The sequence below is a fragment of the Albirhodobacter sp. R86504 genome, assembly GCF_042466415.1.
GTDB lineage: Bacteria > Pseudomonadota > Alphaproteobacteria > Rhodobacterales > Rhodobacteraceae > Albirhodobacter.
Window position 1 is genome coordinate 973,084 of the sequence record NZ_JAXHCH010000002.1, and the last position, 13,703, is coordinate 986,786.

Below are 13,703 nucleotides of genomic sequence, written 5' to 3' on the forward strand. Positions count from 1 at the left end.
CGGGTTAACGTCCCTGCGATCCCGAGCCCCGCGCCACTCCGGTCGCTGAAACGCATCGGGTGTCGCCTCAAAGTCCGGCGCGTCGGGAAAAAGGCCGAGACCCCATTTCGTCAGCGCGCGTTGACGGTCTGCCCCCGCCACCCATCATGGCGGTCGCGAAACTCGAACCCGCCGCGCGCGAAGCTAAAAGCGAAGGCCGAGACCAATGACCGCCCGCCCGATCCGTGGCATTGCCGCCCGCTGCGTCCGCGCCGAGGGCATGCTGCGAGCCGAGATTGACGCCCGCGAGGCGCTTGAGGTCGAGAATCGTGCGCTGCGCGCCAAATTCGCCGCCGTGCTTGGCCCCAAGCGGGAGGTCGCGTGATGGCGCGAGATATCCGGCACTGAGCGAGCATCCCCTTGATTGCAGTCCCGTGGACAGTGGGCGCTTATTGCATTTTCAAGGAGTGGCGCTATTGGCCAACGGTAACGAAGGCCGCTTCGCCCGCATTGTAGAAGACCACACACCGCCCGATCCAAGGCGTTGGCCTTCCGGTTGGTGGCTCATTCCCGCCTTCATCATCGGCGCGGTGCTCTGGATTGAAATTTTCATGCTGACGTGACGCCGCACACGCTCAACACACAGCAATCACTTGGGCGTTGCGAAAAAGCGCGTCAATCTGGGATGCGGCCGGCTATTTTGGCACCAGCCCTCAGACGATCGAGAAGACTTACGGGCATCACAGTCCCAACCACCAACAGGCCGCACGCGCCGCAATCGCTCGCCGCGCCTGATATTTCAGGACTTAAAACGGACTTCTGCCAAAATAAAAAACGCGTAACATGTTGGGAAGATTGGCGCACCCGACAGGATTCGAACCTGTGACCTCTGCCTTCGGAGGGCAGCGCTCTATCCAGCTGAGCTACGGGTGCCGTGAGGCGGATATAGACGAGGGGCGCGGGCGCTGCAACGGGCAATTGCGTGCGACGGGGTTTTTCGCGCGCCAAAAGATCTCCGCGCACAGCGACGCTATGGAAGCCGACGAATTCTCGCCCTCTCATCGCTTCGGGGTGGCGCCTTTCAACTTAGCGCTCGCGGAAAGCTTGGGCTTGGAGACGGCAGCCTCCGGCTTTTTCACCTCTCCTTGCACCGCGCGCACCTTTGCCGCGAGCTCTTTCGCAATCGCAAACGTGCCCTTGATCTTATCGGCTTCGGTCTGCCAATCGCGTAGCACGGTGATCTTGTTGTTGCTGATCTTGGCCTGCCCGCGCTGCTCCGTCAGGAATTCGACCAACCCTGCCGGATTAGGGAACTTATCATTGTGGAACTGCAACGTGACCCCTTTGGGACCGGCATCCATCTTCGCAATCATGGCACGTTTGCACATCGCCTTGATCCGCACCACAAGCAGTAACGTGTTGACTTCCTTTGGTAAAGTCCCGAACCGGTCGATCAACTCTGCCGCAAATCCTTCGAGTTCGACCTTCGTTGTCAGGCCCGAAAGACGACGGTACAGCCCCAAACGCACATCCAGATCGGTGATGTAAGATTCCGGGATCATGACCGGCACGCCGAGGTTAATCTGCGGCGCCCATTGCCCGTCAGTATCTGCCTCGGTCAACTCGCCCGATTTCAGCTTCGCAATCGTCTCCTCCAGCATCGCTTGATAGAGCTCGTAGCCAACCTCTTTGATATGGCCCGATTGTTCCTCGCCCAGCAGGTTCCCTGCCCCGCGCAAATCAAGATCTTGGGACGCCAAAGAGAAACCGGCGCCAAGACTATCGAGCGACCCGAGCAGACGGAGACGCTTTTCCGCCTGCGGTGTGAGGGGCGCGCGCGGTTTCGTTGTGAGGTAGCAAAACGCCCGCATTTTGGCACGCCCGACCCTGCCCCGAATTTGGTAAAGCTGGCTCAACCCGAACATATCCGCGCGGTGAATGATCATCGTGTTGGCCGTCGGAATATCGAGACCGGACTCCACAATCGTCGTCGCCAGCAGCACATCGTATTTGCCGTCGTAGAAGGCATTCATCCGGTCGTCGAGTTCGCCCGCCGCCATCTGCCCATGCGCGACCATGAACGTCACCTCGGGCACCTGCTCGCGCAAGAACGCCTCGATTTCCTCGAGATCGGAAATTCGGGGCACGACGTAGAAAGATTGTCCGCCGCGATAATGCTCGCGCAGCAAGGCCTCGCGAACGGTGACGGCATCAAACTCGGAGACATACGTTCGGATCGCCAGACGGTCGACGGGCGGCGTGCCGATGACCGACAGATCGCGAACCCCCGTGAGCGAAAGCTGTAGCGTCCGCGGGATTGGCGTCGCCGTAAGCGTGAGCACGTGGATCTCCGAGCGCATCTCCTTGAGGCGCTCTTTATGTTGCACCCCGAAATGCTGCTCTTCATCGATGACCAGCAGACCAAGGTTTTTGAACCGCACCGCCTTGGCGAGAACTGCATGCGTGCCGATCACAATATCAACCGTGCCATCGGCCAAGCCCTCGCGCGTTTTGCTAGCCTCTTTGGGCGTTACGAAACGGGACAGTGGTTTGACGTTCAACGGCGTTCCGCGGAAGCGCTCGGCAAAGTTCTTGTAATGCTGCCGTGCGAGCAAGGTGGTTGGCGCGATTACCGCAACCTGCTGTCCACAGCTTGCCGCAATGAAGGCCGCACGGATCGCGACCTCGGTTTTGCCAAAGCCGACATCCCCGACAACGAGACGATCCATCGGCGTGCCCGAGGCGAGATCGGTCGCGACATCCTCAATCGCGGTCATCTGATCGTCGGTCTCGGTATAGGGGAAGCGCGCCGAGAAAGCCTCCCACTCGTGATGTTCAGGCTCCAAAACTGCGGCTTTGCGCAGGTAGCGCTCCGCCGCGATCCGCATGAGCTTGTCCGCGATTTGGCGGATACGTTCTTTGAGCTTGGCCTTTTTGGCCTGCCATGCGCCGCCGCCGAGCTTGTCGAGCAAGCCTTCCTCGTGGCCGTAGCGCGAAAGAAGTTCAATGTTTTCAACAGGAAGATACAGACGGTCGCCGCCCGCATATTCCAGCAGCACGCAATCATGCGGCGCCCCCAGCGCGTTGATTGTCTCCAACCCTTTGTAGCGACCAACCCCGTGATCGACGTGGACCACCAGATCCCCCACCGAGAGCGATTGTGCCTCGGTCAGGAAATTATCCGCCTTGCGCTTCTTTTTCGGGCTGCGGATCAACCGGTCGCCCAAAACATCCTGCTCGGAGATCACGGTGAGCTGACGATCTTTCGCATCAATCTCGAAGCCCTGATCCAGATGCCAGATCGCCAGACCCAACCCTTGCTTGGGCAGATCGCGCGCATCCTTGATCAGTTTGGCGCCGATGAGACCTTCATCCTCCATCAAGCCCTTGAGCCGTTCGCGGGCGCCCTCCGACCACGACGCCACGACAACCGCACCGCGTTGAAGTTTTGCGTTAACATGATCCTTCAAGGCACTGAAAAGACTTACGGTCTCAAGCTGACGCTCCGGCGCGAAGCTGCGTCCCAAACGCCCGCCCATATCCAACACATTCGGACCGGGCGGATGCGGAAGCACTGTGAGTTTCAAGACACGGTGTGCATCCAGCGCCGCCCCCCATTGCGCGGCATCAAGATATAGAAGGTCCGGCGCGGCGGGTTTGTACACCGAATCCACGCGGTCCTTGCGTTTGAGCGCCTCGACCCGCGTATCGTATTGATCTGCGAGGCTTTCCCATCGGCTCTCGAAGATCGACCCGATCTGATCATCGAGCATGACCGAGGCATCGGGGAGATAGTCGAACACGGTTTCCAAACGCTCGTGGAAATAGCCGAGCCAATGCTCCATGCCGGCGTGTTTGCGGCCCGCAGACACCGCCTCGTACAACGGATCGCCCGCACCACCCGCGCCAAATTCAACGCGGTAGTTTTGACGGAACCGGCTGATCGACGGCTCATCCAAGATCACCTCGGAGACCGGCGCGAGCTCAACCGCGGCCAGCTTCTCGGTCGTGCGCTGGCTCACAGGATCGAAGCGACGCACGCCGTCCAAAACATCACCGAACAGATCAAGGCGCACGGGGCCACCCTCACCGGGTGGGAAAATGTCAATAATCCCGCCGCGCACCGCGTAATCACCAGGCTCGGACACGGTCGGCGTCTGGCTGAACCCCATCCGCACGAGATACGCCCGCAGCTCGTCCACATTGATCCGCCCGCCGACCTTCGCGGTGAAGAATGAGGCGCGCAGAACCTGCCGCGCCGGCACGCGCTGCATCGCAGCCGACAGCGTCGTGAGCACAATTACCGGCGCCGGATACCCTGCGGCCAAGGCCGCCAATGTCGCCATCCGCGTGGCAGACACATCCGGATTGGGCGAGACGCGGTCATAGGGCAAGCAATCCCAAGCCGGAAAATGCACCACCAAAGCATCCGGCGCGAAAAACGCCAAAGCAGCGCGCATCGCCTCGACACGGCGATCATCGCGCGCGACATGCAAAACAGACCGCCCCTTGGCAAGCTCTCGCGCCAAAAGATCCGCATCATAGCCCTCAGGGGCGCCCGAATAAATGTAATGCTCGCTCATGCCAACCGAGCTACCCTGTGGCGATCAAAAGTCAAGGGCGCTGCGGGTTTATGCGTCTGTTGCGCTAAAAATTCTACGCGGATTGCCCGCAATCCTAACCTCGCGCGAAGGGCAAAAAGGCCCGCTCCAATTGGGCGGGCCTCAGCGCGTGATGGGACTGATATCAGGCAGGGATCAGAACGGGATATCGTCGTCGAAATCCGCGCGGCCGCCCGATGTGCTGCCCGAGCTCGACGGCGCGCCTTGACCGAAGCTACCGCCTTGGTTGCCAGAGTTGTATCCACCGCCATAGGAATCGTTCTGCGCGCCACGGGAGTCACCCCCCGATTGACCGCCATCATTGCGCCCCCCCAAGAGCGTCAGCGTTCCGGAATACGGCCGCAAAACAACCTCGGTCGAATAGCGATCCGCACCCGATTGATCTTGCCACTTACGGGTTTCCAACTGGCCCTCAATATAAACCGTCGATCCCTTGCGCAGATATTGCTCGGCGATTTTCGCAAGCGGCTCGGAGAAGATCGCCACCGAATGCCATTCCGTGCGCTCTTTGCGCTCGCCCGTGGTGCGGTCGCGCCAAGTTTCCGAGGTTGCGATGCGCAGGTTGCACACTTTGCCGCCATTAGGGAAAGACCGCACTTCGGGATCGCGCCCGAGGTTGCCGATGATGATGACCTTATTGACCGAACCCGCCATGGTGCCTCCGAATTTGAATTTCGATCTGTGATAGACCATCGCGCGGCGCGGCGAAAGCGGCGCGAGGCGCTCCGCGGGGAAAGCGGTGGACCAGCGGCCCCCTTTCCCTCGGATGCCGCGCATCGGCAATCCACCGCTCATCCCGAGACTGCGCATCCCCCAACGACCCCTTGTGCACACGCGCTCACTAGAATTTCTCGAAATCTGCTCATATAGTCTCGCGACACTTCGAAATGTGCCGCGCGACGCTCGCGTTGAACGGAAAACGTAAAAGGGGTTTTGGATGCGGTTTGTTATGGTTTGCGCCATCGCTTTGGGGATGGCTGCCCCGAATGCGCCCGCACTGGCCGAAGGGCTGGTTTTAGGTAAGGGCAGCAGTTCTTCCCGCAACTCATTGTTTAGAAATCAAACTTCTCTTCTCGATTCACGGCTTTCAACGCAATATTCTTCCTCAACGCGCTTGAAACCCAAATCCGCCATTGAGGCGACCTTGGATGCCTCAGGCAGCTCGTTGCGGTATTCGGGACGGTATAAAGGCGAGTATCTTCCTGTCGCGAAATCGGCGGCGGCGAAACACGGCATTCCAGAGGATCTGTTCTTGCGCCTTGTGCAGCAAGAAAGCGGTTGGAACCCCAACGCGAAATCACACGCCGGTGCCCTTGGCCTCGCGCAGTTGATGCCCGGCACGGCGGCGAAGCTCGGCGTTAATCCGCGCGACCCGTATCAAAATCTCGAGGGCGGCGCGCGCTACCTCAAGATGATGTATCAAAAATTCGGCAACTGGCGCCTCGCTCTTGCGGCCTATAACGCAGGCCCCGGCGCGGTTGAAAAATACGGCGGCATTCCTCCGTATCAAGAAACGACCAACTATGTGAAGGTCATCTACGGCGGTTAACGCCCTCAGAAAATGACTAAAAAAGGCCGCGAACCTTGATGAGGTTTGCGGCCTAATTTATGGGAATCGCGTGAATTTACGGAATGATCCGCGTATATTTCGTGCCTTCCAGCGAGGCGCCGGCAATCAGACCCGCCTGCCCGAACACAAGCGCAATCACAGGCGCAAGCGATGTCGTCGTCGCCGCGCCAATCGCGCCCCCGCGATCAGGCAAAGCATAGCGCGCATCCGCACCGACCGCCCAACCATCCGCACGGCGGAACTCGGCAAGCGCGTTTTCCGTCATGAAGAACAGCGCATGCGCATATTGCTGAGCGCCAATCTGGAACCCGAACGAGGCCGAGGCGGCAGAGTAGTAATCCACCGTGACGCCATTGATGCGCAATGCACCGCGCCCGAATTTACCGCCGATGCCGAAGCCCGCTTCGGTCATCAAAGGCATGTAGAGCACGCCAACCGATTTCGCGATCAGGTCGTTTGTGCCCGGATATTGATTGATCAGGTAATCATGGGTCGCGTCAACGCGAGCATCAAGCTGTGCCGCTTTATTGCCGCCAATACCGTTACCGCAGGCCGCGAGGGCCGCGAGCGCGCCGCCCGAAAGAATAAGCCCGCGTCGGGAATACTGTGTCATGGTTCCGCTCCGTCATGTAGATCAGGCCTTATTATGGCCCGTTGGCCCGATTTATACGCCCTAAATCCGGGAATGTCATCCTGCGAATGTCTCTATTCGCGCACCAATCTCGCGAACCCTTCACAGATACGTGCGAAAACCTGTGATCTTTCGTGATCAGACACAGACGCCTGTTAAGTTTTTAGGATCCTTGCAACTTCCGGTGCGAAATAGGTCAGCACCCCGTCACATCCCGCGCGGCGGAAAGCCATCAAACTCTCCAGCATCACCGCCTCGCCATTGATCCAACCGTTGCGCGCAGCACCCGCAATCATCGCGTATTCGCCCGAGACCTGATACGCGAATGTCGGCACCCCGAATTCGGTCTTCACACGGTAACAAATATCCAGATACGGCATCCCCGGCTTGACCATCACCATATCCGCGCCCTCCATCAGATCGCGCGCGACAAGCCGCATCGCCTCGTCGGAATTGGCGGGGTTCATCTGATAAGTCTTCTTATCGCCCTTCAGCGCCCCCGAGGCCCCGACCGCATCGCGGAACGGCCCGTAATACGCCGAGGCATATTTCGCAGCGTAACTCAAAATCGTGACGTCACGGTGCCCGGCCCCCTCAAGCGCCGCACGCATCGCCCCGATCCGTCCATCCATCATATCGGAGGGGCCGATGATATCGGCGCCCGACTCCGCTTGCGCCAAAGTCATCTTCACCAACGCCTCGACGGTCTCGTCATTCACGATAACACCGTCGCGCACAAACCCGTCATGACCATTCGCGTTATACGGGTCGAGCGCAACATCCGTCATGATCGCGATTTCAGGCACGGCTGCTTTGATGGCTCGGATCACCTGATTGTAGAAATTGTCAGGGTTCCACGCCTCCTCGCAGCTTTCGGTTTTCAAGACCGGATCGGTATAGGGAAACAAGCAGATCGCCGGAATCCCCAGATCGGCCGCCTCGCGCGCGGCGTCCACTGCGCCATGTAAACTGCGCCGCACAACCCCGGGCATCGACGGGATTTCGACATCTGCGCCAGCGACATCGGTGATGAATATCGGCCAGATGAGATCTTTCACCGACAGACGGTTCTCCTGCGCCAGATCCCGCAGGGCCGCAGTAGACCGCATCCGGCGAAAACGTGCAGCAGGAAAGGACGGGGTGATCGGCGTCATGGCAGGCTCCTTGAGGGTCAAAGGGGCAGATCACGCCTGCCGCAGTCGCATCGGGGTGCCATGGATTTGAAGGCCGCTCAAGTCTTTGCACAGCAAACGTGCCAAAAAGACGCGGGATGTCGCACGCGGGATCGTGTGCGGCGATGAATGGCCGCGCGCTTTGCGGTTCCTATTCCCGATTTTCTCGCCTAAGTTCCTCCCCGTAAACCAATTCGTGCGGGCAATCCCAAACCCGCCATCGCCGGAGCGACCGCGTGAACCTGATTTTTGACCTGATCGACATGCGGTCTTTTTCGAACCTGTGGTATTGGATAGCGCTTGCCGTCACGTGGTCTTCGGCGTCGCACTGGGTCTTGGGCGTGCCCTATGACATGGTGTTACGGGCGCGGCGCAAAGGCGGCAATGCGGCGCAACAATTTGAACAAATTACGCGGATCAACGTCGCCCGCTTGCTGTATCTGGGGCGCGAGGCTGGCATTACCTTGACGGCTTTGATCAGCTTTCTCCTCACGATGCTTGCGGTGTTGGGGTTCGTTTACCGGATCGAAATCGCGCAGGCGATCTTTCTGATGGTATTCCCGCTCAGCGGCGTTGGTATTCTCAGCCTCCGCACAGCGCAAAAAATCGAGCGTCTCTATGGCGATTGCGAAGGACAGACAGAGGCGCTGGCGCAGGTTTTGGCACGGCACCGGATGGCAGTGCAAATCATCGGCCTATTCGCGATTTCATCCTCCGCGTTTTGGGGGATGTTTCAAAACCTGCAGGCCTCGATTTTGCACTGACGCAAAATCGCACGTTCAAAATCGCACCTTAACGCACCAGATTAGCTACGCCCCGCAAGCGCCTCATCAAGAAGCGTTTTCAGAACCGCGCGATCAACATCAGATGTCACGAAACTCTGCCCGATCCCGCGCGCCAGAATAAACCGCATCCTACCATCCAGAACCTTTTTATCTTGCGACATAAGTTCAACAAGCCCCTCTGCATCTGGTAGATCCCCGGCGATATCGCGAATATCGACTTTCATCCCGAGCGCCTTGAGATGCGCCCGCACACGGCTTGGGTCCTCTTGCGAACACAGACCCATGCGCGCCGAGAGTTCGAACGCCAGCGCGCAACCGATCGCAACCCCTTCGCCGTGTAGCAAGCGATCCGAGTAACCGGTCGCTTTTTCCAGAGCGTGACAGAACGTATGCCCAAGGTTCAACAGCGCGCGGTCGCCCTCCTCGGTTTCGTCTCTCGCGACGATCTCCGCCTTCATCTCGACCGATCGTTTCACTGCGTGATGGCGTGCGGCCAGATCCCCCGCCGCCATTGCGGGGGCGTTCTTCTCAAGCCAGTCAAAGAACACAGCATCGCCCAACAGACCGTATTTCACTACTTCGCCGTAGCCTGCCAGGAAATCACGCGGTTTGAGGGTCTCGAGAAGTCCTATATCGGCCAAAACAAGGGACGGTTGATGAAACGCCCCGACGAGGTTCTTGCCCTGTGCGGTGTTGATGCCGGTCTTGCCACCGACCGAGCTATCGACCTGCGCCAGCAGCGTTGTCGGGATTTGCACGAACCGCACGCCACGCCGCAAGACGGCAGCCGCGAAACCGACGAGATCGCCAATCACACCGCCCCCGAAAGCGATCACGATATCTTTGCGCTCAACCTTTTGCTCCAGCAAAAACTCGACGCAGCGCTCGAACTGAGGCCAACCCTTGGTGCTTTCCCCCGCAGGCAAGGCAAGCGACACCATCTCGATTGCGCCAAGCCCCGCGCGAAGCGTCTCGAGATGCGTAGCCCCCACAGTTTCATCCGTCACAACAACCACACGCGGCCGACGCAGGAGAGGCGCTATTTGCGCATGCGCATCAGCGACAAGCCCCGTTCCGATGCGCACATCATAGGCCCGTGCCCCTAGTTCAACCCGCACAGTATCGCGCATCCCAATTCTCTCCCAATATCTCGAAAACTTTTACATCACGTATTCAGCACGTTACGGCAGAATTCTCACGTTCTACGTGAAGCTCATACTATGACATCTGTCTGCGCCTGAAGCGCCGCGATCACCTTTTGCGCCATCGCCTCAATCCCCAACCCCGATTGCGCCTCCACAATGAGGGCGGCTTGCGCATAGATCGGTTCCCGCCCATTGAGCAAAGCACGTAGCGTGGATTTCGGGTCGTCGGTTTGCAGCAAGGGACGGGCCGAATTATTGCGCACCCGTTGCCACAGAAGCTCCAGATCCGCCTTCAACCAGACAGACACGCCGTTGCGCGCGATCAGATCGCGGTTGGCTTGCGACAAAAACGCCCCGCCACCCGTGGAGATCACCGCCGCCGGCCCCGCCATCAACCGCGCGAGCACTTCCAATTCGCGCGCCCGAAAGAACGCCTCGCCGTCACGCGCAAAAATCTCCGCGACAGACCGCTGCGCCGCGCGCACCAGCTCCTCATCGCTATCGACGAAGGGGACATTCAACAGCTTGGCAAGTTGGGTTCCGACAGCCGTTTTACCCGCGCCCATCATGCCCACAAGCACAATCGGCCTTTTGAGACGCGACGCCGCGCCATTGGGCCCTTTTATGCCTTGTTCACTCACCGCGCTTCCGCCCCTCATTCGTCGTATCAGACCGATATTATCGCCCGTAAGCGGGCGTATTCAGGTCATTTTTTCGTTATCGCCGATCGTTGGCAAATATCCGCCGCCGTCATCAATCTGTGACGCAAGCCAGCTTGCAATGCCATATATAACGCCCGCGCGGCAAGTGCGAGGATTTTGCCACAGGATAATCCGCGCGTCGCCCCCTCGCACACGCCCTTGCGCTCGCGCGGCGGCTGGATCAACTGGGCCTATCGGTGTAATATCGCCGCAAGGTCCGAAAACGGGCAGGTTTAAACGAGGCCAAAGGCCGGAACATTCCGCAGGCGGGATGAGGAAGACAGGACGATGTTAGGTTTTGCACTCAAAGCAATCGTGATTTTGACACTCTTGGCAGGGATCTGCATTGCCGGTTACGCCTATCTTGGCGATATGTCGGCCGATGCCACCCAAACCGAAGTTCCGGTGGAGCTCGATGCCACGCAATAATCGCGCATGTCTTTTGGGCCGAACCTCAATCGGTTCCGTGATTGCGGGCACCGTGTTGCTGGCCGTCACGTCCGCCGCCGTTCTCGCGCAAAACACGCAGCCCCTGAGCACAATCGACTGGCTTACACGGTCAGTCGCGCAAGAGCCTTCTGTGGGGGTGATTACGCCGCTCGCGCCGCCAGCGCTGCAAGGCACGCAAGGTAGTCGCGCCGTTATGGACGTGCCGATTGACGAGCCGCCCGTGGCCAGCGCCGTTGGCGTCGATGCGGTCAGTATGGCGCCTTTGGGCGCGCCGATGCCATCGCAATCGTTGGGTCTTCTGCCGCCCGCCCGCACGGGATTGCCCGCGACACTTTGGGGAAAAACACCCGAATCCGAGCTAACCGAAATTCTACGCGATGAGCGCACGGATATTTTGCCGGCGCTGCAATCGTTGCTGTTCACGCTGATGCTGGCCGAACTGGACCCGCCCGCCAATCCCTCCGCCACAGGAATTGCGCCCGGACAAAGCCTGTTTCTCGCGCGCATCGATCGGCTGATGGAGCTTGGCGCGTTAGAGCCCGCCCATGCGATGCTCGAACTCGCTGGCCCCAGCACGCCAGAGCGATTCCGCAGGCTGTTTGATATCGCGCTCTTGCTCGGACAAGAGGACGAGGCTTGCGATCTGCTCTCAAGGCGCTCCGCCCTCGCGCCCTCCTTGACCGCGCGCATCTTCTGCCTCGCGCGCGGCGGCGATTGGCCCGCAGCAGAGGTGATGTTTACCTCGGCGCAGGCTTTGGACCAGATACCGCAGGAGGTCATCCCCCTGATCGAGCGGTTTATGGATGACGAGATGGTCGACACCGCCGAGGAGCTCACGCCGCCCCGCGATCCCTCGCCCCTCGTGTTTCGGATGATGGAAGCCATTGGCCAGCCGATGCCAACCACCTACCTGCCGCTGGCCTTTGCGCAGGCTGATCTGCGCGCGAACACCGGATGGAAGTCGCGGCTAGAGGCGGCCGAACGCCTCGCGCGAGCGGGCACGGTCGATCCCAATCAAATGCTTGGCCTGTATACGGAAAAATCCGCCGCCGCTTCGGGCGGTATTTGGGAGCGTGCCCGCGCAATGACAGCGCTCGACCGCGCCGTTCAATCGCGTGATGCGCAAGCGGTGACTCTCGCGTTGGAGCCCGCGATCGCGGAGATGGAGCAAGCCGAACTCGAGGTGATCCTCGCCAATCTCTACGGCGAACCCCTCTCCGAGCTCGCCCTATCCGGATCGGCAGCCGACGCGGCCTTCCGCATCGGGATGCTCAGCCCCAGCTACGAGATCGTCGCCAAAGCACGCAAGCCTCGCAGCGCCGATGAGGCGCTCCTGATCGGCATCGCGAAAGGACGCACCACGGGGCTGCGCGCGCAAGATACCTTGGGACGCGCCCTCAAAGCCGCGTTCGACACGCCACCGCAAGTGCCCGAACTCTACGCGGAGTTGATTGAGGGCGACCGCCTCGGTGAGGCGATTTTACGCGCCGTGGATGATATCACCGAGGGCGCGCGTGGTGGGTTTGACGATATCACCAACGGTCTGATCATGCTGCGTGCGGCGGGTTTGGAAAACACGGCCCGTCAAACCGCGTTGCAACTCATGTTATTGGAGCGGCGCGGGTGAGCGGATCAGACTGCGCCTATTGGATTTCCTCTTTCCTTGAGGCATCCGCCGCCGAGATTGGCTCCTCCCAAAATACTCTGTTGGGATATGGTCAGGATCTCAAGGACTTCGAGGCCTATCTTATGCACCGCAATCTCGCATTTGATACCGCCAGCCGTGCCGATATCGAATCCTATCTGATCTCGTGCGAGGCGCAGGGGCTGGCGGCCTCTACCCGTGCACGGCGTCTCTCGGCCATCAAGCAGCTCTACCGGTTTGCCTATGACGACGGCCTTCGGACAGAAAATCCCGCGATCCAGATTTCCGGCCCGTCCAAAGTAAAATCACTCCCGAAAGTTCTAAGCTTGGAGGAGGTGGAGGCGCTGCTCGCGGCGGGGCGCAACCTAGGGCGCACTGCGGCGGCTCAAGCGCGCAATGCTTGTTTAATGGAACTCCTATACGCTACCGGGATGCGGGTGAGCGAGCTCGTGTCCCTGCCCGTCTCCGCCACGCGCGGCGATCCGCAGGTCCTGCTAATCCGTGGAAAAGGCGGAAAAGAGCGCATGGTGCCGCTGTCGTCCCCCGCGCGCGCGGCGCTTTCGGTCTGGCTCGGGGTGCGTGACGCGGCGCAGGAGGAAGCGCGCCTGAAACTGAAGGCACCGCCGTCGAAATTCCTGTTTCCCGCGAAGGGAAAAGAGGGCCATTTGAGCCGGATCGTATTTCACAAGGTGCTGAAAGATATCGCGATTGCCGCGGGCATCTCGCCCGACCGCGTAACGCCACATGTGCTACGTCACGCCTTTGCAACGCATCTGCTGGATGGCGGTGCTGACCTGCGCGTGATCCAGATGCTTTTGGGCCATGCCGATATCTCGACAACCGAAATCTACACGCATGTTCTGGATCAACGCCTCAAAGAACTGGTTCTGACGCACCATCCGCTTGCGCATAAATCGCCTTAATCCCTTGATGTCAGGCATCAAAACCACCACTATTTGACCACGCGCGATCCTGCGCCGCGATCCATCCGCGCAGATCTCAT

Annotated in this window: 13 protein-coding genes and 1 tRNA gene; 7 read left to right on the top strand and 7 right to left on the bottom strand. The window is 59.7% G+C overall.

Annotation, left to right across the window (positions count from 1 at the left end):
* The first annotated feature begins 205 nt into the window (after positions 1-205).
* Both SJY32_RS06675 and SJY32_RS06680 read left to right on the top strand, forming a co-directional pair.
* The gene (locus tag SJY32_RS06675; protein WP_376873148.1) at positions 206-364 is read left to right on the top strand and encodes a hypothetical protein; all 159 of its coding nucleotides are present in this window, start codon (positions 206-208) and stop codon (positions 362-364) included.
* 91 nt (positions 365-455) lie between these two features.
* The gene (locus SJY32_RS06680) at positions 456-602 is read left to right on the top strand and encodes a hypothetical protein (RefSeq protein WP_376873151.1); all 147 of its coding nucleotides are present in this window, start codon (positions 456-458) and stop codon (positions 600-602) included.
* 233 nt (positions 603-835) lie between these two features.
* Here the strand turns inward: SJY32_RS06680 and SJY32_RS06685 are convergent.
* From SJY32_RS06685 to ssb, 3 genes are all read right to left on the bottom strand, one after another.
* A tRNA-Arg gene (locus tag SJY32_RS06685) sits at positions 836-912 on the bottom strand.
* A gap of 125 nt (positions 913-1,037) precedes the next feature.
* Positions 1,038-4,562: a transcription-repair coupling factor gene (gene mfd / locus SJY32_RS06690; RefSeq protein ID WP_376873153.1), complete on the bottom strand. Its 3,525-nt coding sequence runs from the start codon at positions 4,560-4,562 to the stop codon at positions 1,038-1,040.
* A 174-nt stretch (positions 4,563-4,736) separates the two neighbouring features.
* Positions 4,737-5,255, bottom strand: a complete 519-nt coding sequence (ssb, locus tag SJY32_RS06695) for a single-stranded DNA-binding protein (RefSeq protein ID WP_376877629.1) — start codon at positions 5,253-5,255, stop codon at positions 4,737-4,739.
* A 283-nt stretch (positions 5,256-5,538) separates the two neighbouring features.
* Between ssb and SJY32_RS06700 the strand changes: the two genes are divergently transcribed.
* A complete protein-coding gene (locus tag SJY32_RS06700; protein WP_376873155.1) occupies positions 5,539-6,150 on the top strand; it encodes a lytic transglycosylase domain-containing protein in 612 nt (203 codons plus the stop codon).
* Positions 6,151-6,226: 76 nt separating this feature from the next.
* On the opposite strand, the gene SJY32_RS06705 is transcribed toward SJY32_RS06700, so the two are convergent.
* On the bottom strand, positions 6,227-6,784 hold the full coding sequence (locus SJY32_RS06705) for a YSC84-related protein (RefSeq protein ID WP_376873158.1): 558 nt from the start codon (positions 6,782-6,784) through the stop codon (positions 6,227-6,229).
* A 173-nt stretch (positions 6,785-6,957) separates the two neighbouring features.
* The gene (gene hemB / locus SJY32_RS06710; RefSeq protein ID WP_376873160.1) at positions 6,958-7,956 is read right to left on the bottom strand and encodes a porphobilinogen synthase; all 999 of its coding nucleotides are present in this window, start codon (positions 7,954-7,956) and stop codon (positions 6,958-6,960) included.
* Between the two features lie 254 nt (positions 7,957-8,210).
* On the opposite strand from hemB, the gene SJY32_RS06715 reads away from it, so the two are divergent.
* The gene (locus SJY32_RS06715; protein ID WP_376873163.1) at positions 8,211-8,738 is read left to right on the top strand and encodes a component of SufBCD complex; all 528 of its coding nucleotides are present in this window, start codon (positions 8,211-8,213) and stop codon (positions 8,736-8,738) included.
* A gap of 41 nt (positions 8,739-8,779) precedes the next feature.
* Here SJY32_RS06715 and aroB read toward each other — a convergent pair whose 3' ends face one another.
* Together aroB and SJY32_RS06725 are read right to left on the bottom strand one after the other, a co-directional pair.
* Entirely contained in the window at positions 8,780-9,889 is a 1,110-nt protein-coding gene (gene aroB / locus SJY32_RS06720) for a 3-dehydroquinate synthase (protein ID WP_376873165.1), read from the bottom strand.
* Between the two features lie 83 nt (positions 9,890-9,972).
* Positions 9,973-10,563 carry a shikimate kinase gene (locus tag SJY32_RS06725; RefSeq protein ID WP_376873168.1) on the bottom strand — a complete coding sequence of 197 codons (591 nt, stop codon included), beginning with the start codon at positions 10,561-10,563 and terminating at the stop codon, positions 9,973-9,975.
* Between the two features lie 330 nt (positions 10,564-10,893).
* On the opposite strand from SJY32_RS06725, the gene SJY32_RS06730 reads away from it, so the two are divergent.
* The 3 genes from SJY32_RS06730 to SJY32_RS06740 are packed head-to-tail and all read left to right on the top strand — an operon-like array spanning position 10,894 to position 13,623.
* On the top strand, positions 10,894-11,034 hold the full coding sequence (locus SJY32_RS06730; RefSeq protein WP_376873171.1) for a hypothetical protein: 141 nt from the start codon (positions 10,894-10,896) through the stop codon (positions 11,032-11,034).
* A complete protein-coding gene (locus tag SJY32_RS06735) occupies positions 11,021-12,682 on the top strand; it encodes a hypothetical protein (RefSeq protein WP_376873173.1) in 1,662 nt (553 codons plus the stop codon). Before SJY32_RS06730 ends, SJY32_RS06735 begins: the two co-directional genes overlap by 14 nt.
* Positions 12,679-13,623, top strand: a complete 945-nt coding sequence (locus tag SJY32_RS06740) for a site-specific tyrosine recombinase XerD (protein WP_376873176.1) — start codon at positions 12,679-12,681, stop codon at positions 13,621-13,623. The genes SJY32_RS06735 and SJY32_RS06740 overlap by 4 nt, the downstream gene beginning before the upstream one ends.
* The last annotated feature ends 80 nt before the right edge of the window (positions 13,624-13,703 follow it).

Excerpts from the sequence above, each read along its gene's own strand:
- SJY32_RS06675 (WP_376873148.1), top strand. The coding sequence starts at position 206 with ATGACCGCCCGCCCGATCCGTGGCATTGCCGCCCGCTGCGTCCGCGCC.
- SJY32_RS06705 (WP_376873158.1), bottom strand. The coding sequence starts at position 6,784 with ATGACACAGTATTCCCGACGCGGGCTTATTCTTTCGGGCGGCGCGCTC.
- hemB (WP_376873160.1), bottom strand. The coding sequence starts at position 7,956 with ATGACGCCGATCACCCCGTCCTTTCCTGCTGCACGTTTTCGCCGGATG.
- SJY32_RS06730 (WP_376873171.1), top strand. The coding sequence starts at position 10,894 with ATGTTAGGTTTTGCACTCAAAGCAATCGTGATTTTGACACTCTTGGCA.
- SJY32_RS06735 (WP_376873173.1), top strand. The coding sequence starts at position 11,021 with ATGCCACGCAATAATCGCGCATGTCTTTTGGGCCGAACCTCAATCGGT.
- ssb (WP_376877629.1), bottom strand. The coding sequence starts at position 5,255 with ATGGCGGGTTCGGTCAATAAGGTCATCATCATCGGCAACCTCGGGCGC.
- aroB (WP_376873165.1), bottom strand. The coding sequence starts at position 9,889 with ATGCGCGATACTGTGCGGGTTGAACTAGGGGCACGGGCCTATGATGTG.
- mfd (WP_376873153.1), bottom strand. The coding sequence starts at position 4,562 with ATGAGCGAGCATTACATTTATTCGGGCGCCCCTGAGGGCTATGATGCG.
- SJY32_RS06725 (WP_376873168.1), bottom strand. The coding sequence starts at position 10,563 with ATGAGGGGCGGAAGCGCGGTGAGTGAACAAGGCATAAAAGGGCCCAAT.
- SJY32_RS06700 (WP_376873155.1), top strand. The coding sequence starts at position 5,539 with ATGCGGTTTGTTATGGTTTGCGCCATCGCTTTGGGGATGGCTGCCCCG.